General features: G+C 47.6%; 6 protein-coding genes. 3 read left to right on the forward strand and 3 right to left on the reverse strand.

The features are described 5' to 3' along the window. On the forward strand, positions 1–183 hold a 183-nt coding region (locus tag Q0236_RS00905; protein WP_297913913.1), incomplete at its 5' end, for a DegT/DnrJ/EryC1/StrS family aminotransferase. Between the two features lie 85 nt (positions 184–268). Here the strand turns inward: Q0236_RS00905 and Q0236_RS00910 are convergent. After that, entirely contained in the window at positions 269–1,564 is a 1,296-nt protein-coding gene (locus tag Q0236_RS00910) for an NCS2 family permease (protein ID WP_297913916.1), read from the reverse strand. Positions 1,565–1,582: 18 nt separating this feature from the next. Further along, on the reverse strand, positions 1,583–2,665 hold the full coding sequence (gene mqnE / locus Q0236_RS00915; RefSeq protein WP_297913919.1) for an aminofutalosine synthase MqnE: 1,083 nt from the start codon (positions 2,663–2,665) through the stop codon (positions 1,583–1,585). A 141-nt stretch (positions 2,666–2,806) separates the two neighbouring features. Between mqnE and glmS the strand changes: the two genes are divergently transcribed. Beyond that, complete coding sequence (glmS, locus tag Q0236_RS00920; protein ID WP_297913921.1) at positions 2,807–4,624, forward strand: glutamine--fructose-6-phosphate transaminase (isomerizing); 1,818 nt, start codon at positions 2,807–2,809, stop codon at positions 4,622–4,624. A 60-nt stretch (positions 4,625–4,684) separates the two neighbouring features. Further along, entirely contained in the window at positions 4,685–5,830 is a 1,146-nt protein-coding gene (locus tag Q0236_RS00925) for a hypothetical protein (RefSeq protein WP_297913923.1), read from the forward strand. A gap of 336 nt (positions 5,831–6,166) precedes the next feature. Here the strand turns inward: Q0236_RS00925 and Q0236_RS00930 are convergent. Further along, the coding region (locus Q0236_RS00930) for a tRNA-guanine transglycosylase (RefSeq protein WP_297913925.1) at positions 6,167–6,345 on the reverse strand (179 nt) is incomplete at its 5' end.

Here is a 6,345-nt window from a genome sequence, read left to right on the forward strand (position 1 = left end):
GTCGGCACACTGATCCATTACCCCATCCCCATCCGTCGACAACGTGCCTACCACGGCCCATGCAAGGACGTGCCACGTACCCCGACAGACGACTTCGCCGACGCGATCCTCAGCCTACCGATGTATCCTACCCTCACCGACGAGGAGGTGGACGCTGTGATTCGCGCCGTCAACCAGGCATAAATTCATCCCTAACCTGTTTTGCTATGGTTCTTGCGTCGCGATCCATCTCATCAAAACTATAAAATCTCATATCTTTCCTTAAAATTTAATGCATCAAAAATACTAAAACGCTAATCGCGCCAAGCGTCAAAACGCCGAAATTTAAATCTTTTATCCTGCGCTGAGCGAGTCTAACTACGATATAAGCGATAAAGCCGAAGCTTAAGCCGTTGGTGATCGAGTAGGTAAAAGGCATCAAAAACACTATGAAAAACGCAGGGATTAAAATTCCCGCGTCGCTATAATCGATCTTGCCAAGCTCGCTAAACATCAAAACCCCGACCATTACGAGGATCGGATAGATTGCATTTGCTGGGATCGCCTTAAATAGCGGTAGCATAAACAGCGTCAGCACGAAAAACATAGCGCAAAATACCGCCGTTAACCCCGTGCGGCCGCCCGCCTCCACGCCGCTGGCGCTCTCGGCAAATGCGGTGACCGTGCTCGTTCCTATAACGGCTCCTGCGACGCTTCCTATCGCATCGGAGGTTAAATTTCTAGATAGTTTTTTCATTCCGTCTTTGCTGTTCTCTCCAAAAAGCCCCGCGCGGTTTCCTACGCCGGTTAGAGTGCCGATGCTATCGAATAGATGCGTGACGAAAAATGTGATTATAAAAGGCACGAACGCAAGCTTCAGCGCTCCGGGGATATCTAGCTTAGCAAATATCGGCGTTATGCCGCTTGGCGCGCTTACTATGCCATGTGGTGCGGGCGAAATTCCAGCCACCCACGCAACGCACGAAGTAATCAAAATGCTTAAGATAAACGCCGCCTTAATTCTAAGCACGAAGAGCACCAGCACTACCGCTAAGCCTAAAATTCCAAGTAAAACGTTTAGATCTTTTAAATTTCCTAAAGTTACTAGCGTCGCCTGACTAGGCGCGATGACGCCCATCTGCTTAAGTCCGATGAAGCAGATAAAAGCGCCGATACCCGCACTTATGGCGCGACGCAGATCAAGTGGGATAGATTTGATAACCCAAACGCGAAAATTGGTAAACGAAAGCACGGTAAAAAGCGCCCCGCTTATCGCTACGATGCCAAGCGCGCTTTGCCACGGCAGCTTCGCATCCACGCACAACGCAAAGGTAAAATACGCATTTAGCCCCATGCCGACGCTAAGCGCTACGGGAGTATTTGCAAAAAGCCCGTTAAATAGCGTCGCGATTATCGTAATAAGCGCGGTTGCCGTAACCAGCGCATCAAACGGCATACCTGCGATGCTCATAATGTTAGCGTTTACCGGCACGATGTAAATCATCGCCAAAAACGTAGTAAGCCCCGCAATAAGCTCCTGCCTTACCGACGTTTTTGCCGCGGCGAGATGAAAGAATTTCTCCACTTGCTCCTCCTTTAGAATTTATTCGTAAATTTCGATCTGGTTATACAAGCTGTCGCGCTCGACCGGCACGAAACCTGCGGTGCCGATCATATCGATAAAATCGCGCTTGCGCTGCCCTTTTTTACTGCCGGCACCGGCGCTGCTTTGAATGCTTTCGTTCTCGATCGTGCCGTCAAGATCGTCCGCGCCGAAATCCTGCGCTACGAGGGCTAAGCTTAAGGTCGAGGTCGCCCAGTAGGCCTTGATATGCGCGACGTTGTCGAGCAGAATTCTACTAATCGCGATCGTTTTTAAAATTTCGACCGAGCCCAAAAAGCCCTTCACGTCCAGATAGTTGTTCTCGCGCTGATACACGAGCGGGATGAAGGCGTTGAAACCGCCGTCGTTAGCGCGAGCTAGGCTCTCATCTTGCAGCGCGCGGATACGCAAGATGTGATCGATACGGTTAGCGCGGCTTTCGATATGGCCAAAGAGCATCGTGGCGTTGCTCTGACGCCCGCGAGCATGCCACAGCGAGTGGATACGTAGCCACTGCTCGCTTGAGACCTTGCCTTTGCAAATTTGATCCCTGATCTGCTCGTCAAAAATTTCAGCGCCGCCGCCGGGCATCGAATCCACGCCGCTTTGCATCATCAGCTCTATCGTCTCTTCGTAGCTCATCTTCCACTTTCGCCGCCAGTAATCGATCTCCGCCGCGGTCATCGCCTTGATATGCACAAGCGGATATTTTTGCTTTATCGCTTTGAAAATTCCCAAATATTGCTGCGGCGTAACGAATGGATTGTGCGAGCTTACGATATGAATCTCCTTCGTGCCGCGCGCTACCGTCTCATCCACGATACGCATGATCTCATCATCGCTCATCGTATAGGCGTTTTCGTTCTTGCGGTGCGCCGAAAATGCGCAAAATTTACAGGTATCTGCGCATAAATTCGAAGGATTGATATGACGATTTGCGTTGAAATAGACGTTTTTGCCGTTTTTTTCTTTGCGAATAGCAAAGGCGAATTTGCCCAGATCGAAAAGATCTAAATCCCATAATTTCACGCCGTCTTCGTAATCTAATCTCTCGCCGCTTTGTAGTTTTTCTAAAATTTCCATCGATTTCCCAAGCCAAATTTTGTGCTAATTATATAATTTTTTGCTTACAAAACGGATAAGCGGACTAAATTTAGAGCCGAATTTCGTTAATTTAAAATAGCGTAGTAAAATGGGCGCCAAATTTTAAACAAGGAAAGCAAAATGTGTGGAATCGTAGGCTACATAGGAAATGCCGAAAAGAAAAAAATCATAATAAACGGACTGAAAGAACTTGAGTATCGCGGATACGACAGCGCAGGGCTTGCCGTGATGGACGAAAGTGCGAATATAAAGTATTTCAAAGCAGTCGGCAAGTTAAATAATCTCGAAGAAAAGATGAAAGATTTCACTTCGCAAGGCTTTGGCGTTGCGATCGGACATACTCGCTGGGCGACGCACGGAAAGCCCACCGAGCTTAACGCGCATCCGCATTTTGGGGATTTTAGCTTCGTCGTGCATAACGGCATCATCGAAAACTACATCGAGCTAAAAGATGAGCTCGAAGCGGATGGCGTGAAATTTTTAAGCCAGACCGATACCGAAGTGATCGTGCATCTTTTTGAAAAAAATTTCAAGGCTAGCAACGACGCATTTAAGGCATATGAAGCCACAATTAAACGGCTAAAAGGCGCATACGCTACGCTTTTGATCACCAAGGCAGCACCCGGAGAAATTTTCTTTGCTAAAAACGCAGCTCCGCTCATCGTCGCAAAAAACGATAAAAACGAAATTTTCTTTAGCTCCTCGGACGCTCCGCTCATCGGGCTTGCGAATACGGCGGCGTATCTGGACGATCAAATTTACGGCGTTGCCAAGCTTGGACAAATCGACGTTTTTAAAAACTCTAAACCGCATAATTGCGCCTTTAGTGAGCTTCCGAAAGATAAAGGCTATGCGCAAAAAGAGGGCTTTAGATTTTTTATGGAAAAAGAAATTTACGAGCAAGCGCAAGTCGTAACCGAAGCGATGATGGGGCGCGTAATAAAGGGCGGCAAGATAAAATTTGACGAGCTTGATGCAGCGATGTTTGAGGGTATCGACGAGGTTGTACTATGCGCCTGCGGCACGAGCTATCACGCCGCGCTCGTAAGTTCGTATCTTTTCGAGCGCATCGCTAAAATCCGCACGAAAGTAGAAGTTGCCAGCGAATTCCGCTACAAGGAGCCATTTTTAAACAAAAATTCCTTATTTATCGTGATCTCGCAAAGTGGCGAGACCGCCGATACCTTAGAGGCGCTACATATCGCTAAAAAAGCCGGTCTTAGGACGCTTGCGATCTGCAACGTCGATAATAGCTCGATCGTGCGCATGGCGGGCAGCGTGATCCTCACCCGCGCAGGCATCGAAAAGGGGGTAGCATCTACAAAAGCTTTTGCGACGCAAGTAATGGTGCTATGGATGTTTGTGATCTATCTTGCAAATCTGCGCGGCACCGTCTCCGCCAAAAACAACGCGAGCGAAATTTCGGCAATGCTTCATATCCCGCAAATTCTAAAGATCAAGGACGGCTTGCAGGATAAAATTTACCGCATGAGCAAGCACTATCTGCACGGACACGGCTTTTTCTTTATCGGGCGCGATATTTTCTATCCGCTCGCTCTTGAGGGCGCGCTCAAGCTCAAAGAGATCTCCTATCTGCACGCGGAGGGCTATCCAAGCGGCGAGATGAAGCACGGACCGATCGCTCTTGCCGATTCTAATCTCTTTACGGTTGCGCTGATGCCAAAGCATTTGCTCTACGAAAAAACCAAAAGCAATGTTGAAGAGCTTGCCGCGCGCGATGCGTATATTTTAGCTATCAGCCCGGAAGAGCCCGAGGTCGCGGATGATTTTATCAAAACGAGCGAGCAAAGCCACGCGATGAGCGAATTTTTTGAGATGATGCTGATTTTGCAAATTTTAGCTCTTGAAATTTCCGTGCGACTCGGCAACGACGTAGATATGCCGCGGAATTTAGCCAAAAGTGTGACCGTAGAATAATCGTTTTTTAAGTTCATTTTGACTAATATTTCTCATTAAAAAATCGGGGAATGTTAGTATATGAGACTTATCGGATTTATCAGAGGTGAAAATGTCATAGTCGCCACAGGCGGGGTCGAGTATAGCTACGAAATGCTGGGCGAGCGCGATCCTAGCCTAACCGACGGCGATGAGGTAAGCTTCGACACGCTAGCATCCAGCGCGATAAATATCGAACGCGTGGACACGTCCAAATCCAAGGATCGTGCGGCGCAAAAAGCGGCTTCGCAGGCAAAAGAAGCCGCGAAGCAAAATAACGACTGGATTTCCGATCCTAAAAATTTCATAGAGATAGACGCGACAGAGGAGTCATCTCCTCAAAATTCCGCCGAAAATATCGCAGAGGATAGATCCGCCGCAAAAGTAACAAAAATCGCGAAAAAATTTAAAAAATTCAAACTTCCTCGCAAAGCCAAACCCGCTGGTGCAAAAAAACCTAAATTTTTGGGATTTGAGTTCGTGCAGATGGACGATCCGCGCGAGGGCGAGAGCCTCGAGAGTAAAATTTACACCAACCCTATCCGAATGAGCGGTATCAAGGCCTACATTATGCCGCTTATTTTAATCGGCATCGCTCTGATCTTTAGAGCTCAGATCACCGAGTCGCTGCTGTCATTTAAGCAGATCCAAGAATATGTCAATCAAAATACCGTCTCGCTTACCTTCGATCTGTTTATCTATCTGATCTTTGCGCTGAGCTACATTTTGCCGCTAAATCAAGTATTTATCTTCCTGTCGGCCGCCAGACACGATCAATACGCCGTGCGGCAGATCACGAACTACAATATCTTTTTGATAATCTGCGTCGTCGCCACGGTTTTGCAGAACGAAACCATAGGGCTTGACGCCTACGTAGCGATCTTTAGCATCGCAGTGGCGCTATTTGGGCTGCTGTCGTATTGCTACAAACTCAAGGCGTTTTTGTATCTCATCTTCACGACCAAGGGCTCCTTACCGTTTCTCATCGCGCTTGCCGTGGAGCTCTGCGCTATTATCGCAATCGGCGTAATAGACGCGTTTTCTGGGCTTCCAGCACAAATCACGCAGATCACCGGTATAGATTTTAATACTATGGCGTGGAAACACATCGTTATTTTCGCAATCTCCGCGCCGTTTTATATATTTGCATTCATCTGTCTGCGCCGCATAAAAAAGGCTAAAATTTAAGCTAGCGCGTAACGAAATTTAGTCCTTTAAATTTAGCGGCGAAATTTTTATTTCGCTAACAAATCTGCGGAATTAAAATTTGGCTCGCTAAATTTTAATCGTGAACGCTAAAATTTTACTCTTTTGCATTCGCATTAAAAAGCCGAACCGACGCCACCCTGCTTCATTAAAATTTTAAATTTCGCGCCATAAATTCCACGCTCCGCAGCTAATTAAATTTCATCGCCCAAATTTTGTCGCGTTTAAATTTAACCGTCCGCGCGCCGTATTAAAATTCCGCGCGCCGCGGCTAAATTTAACTATCGCGCTAAATTCCGCGCCCTCGCCTGCTGAAATTTAATCTCGCGCCGTGCTTCGTGCGGCGTAAAATTCACGCCTAAACTCCGCAAACCGCCCTTGCACGATCGCCTCTCTCATATCCGCAGCAAGGCGCAGGTAATAGTATAGATTGTGAATGCTCGCGAGGCGGTAAAAGCTAAGCTCGCGCGCGCGAAATAAATGATTTAGATAGCCGC

Source organism: uncultured Campylobacter sp. (assembly GCF_938031315.1).
GTDB lineage: Bacteria > Campylobacterota > Campylobacteria > Campylobacterales > Campylobacteraceae > Campylobacter_B.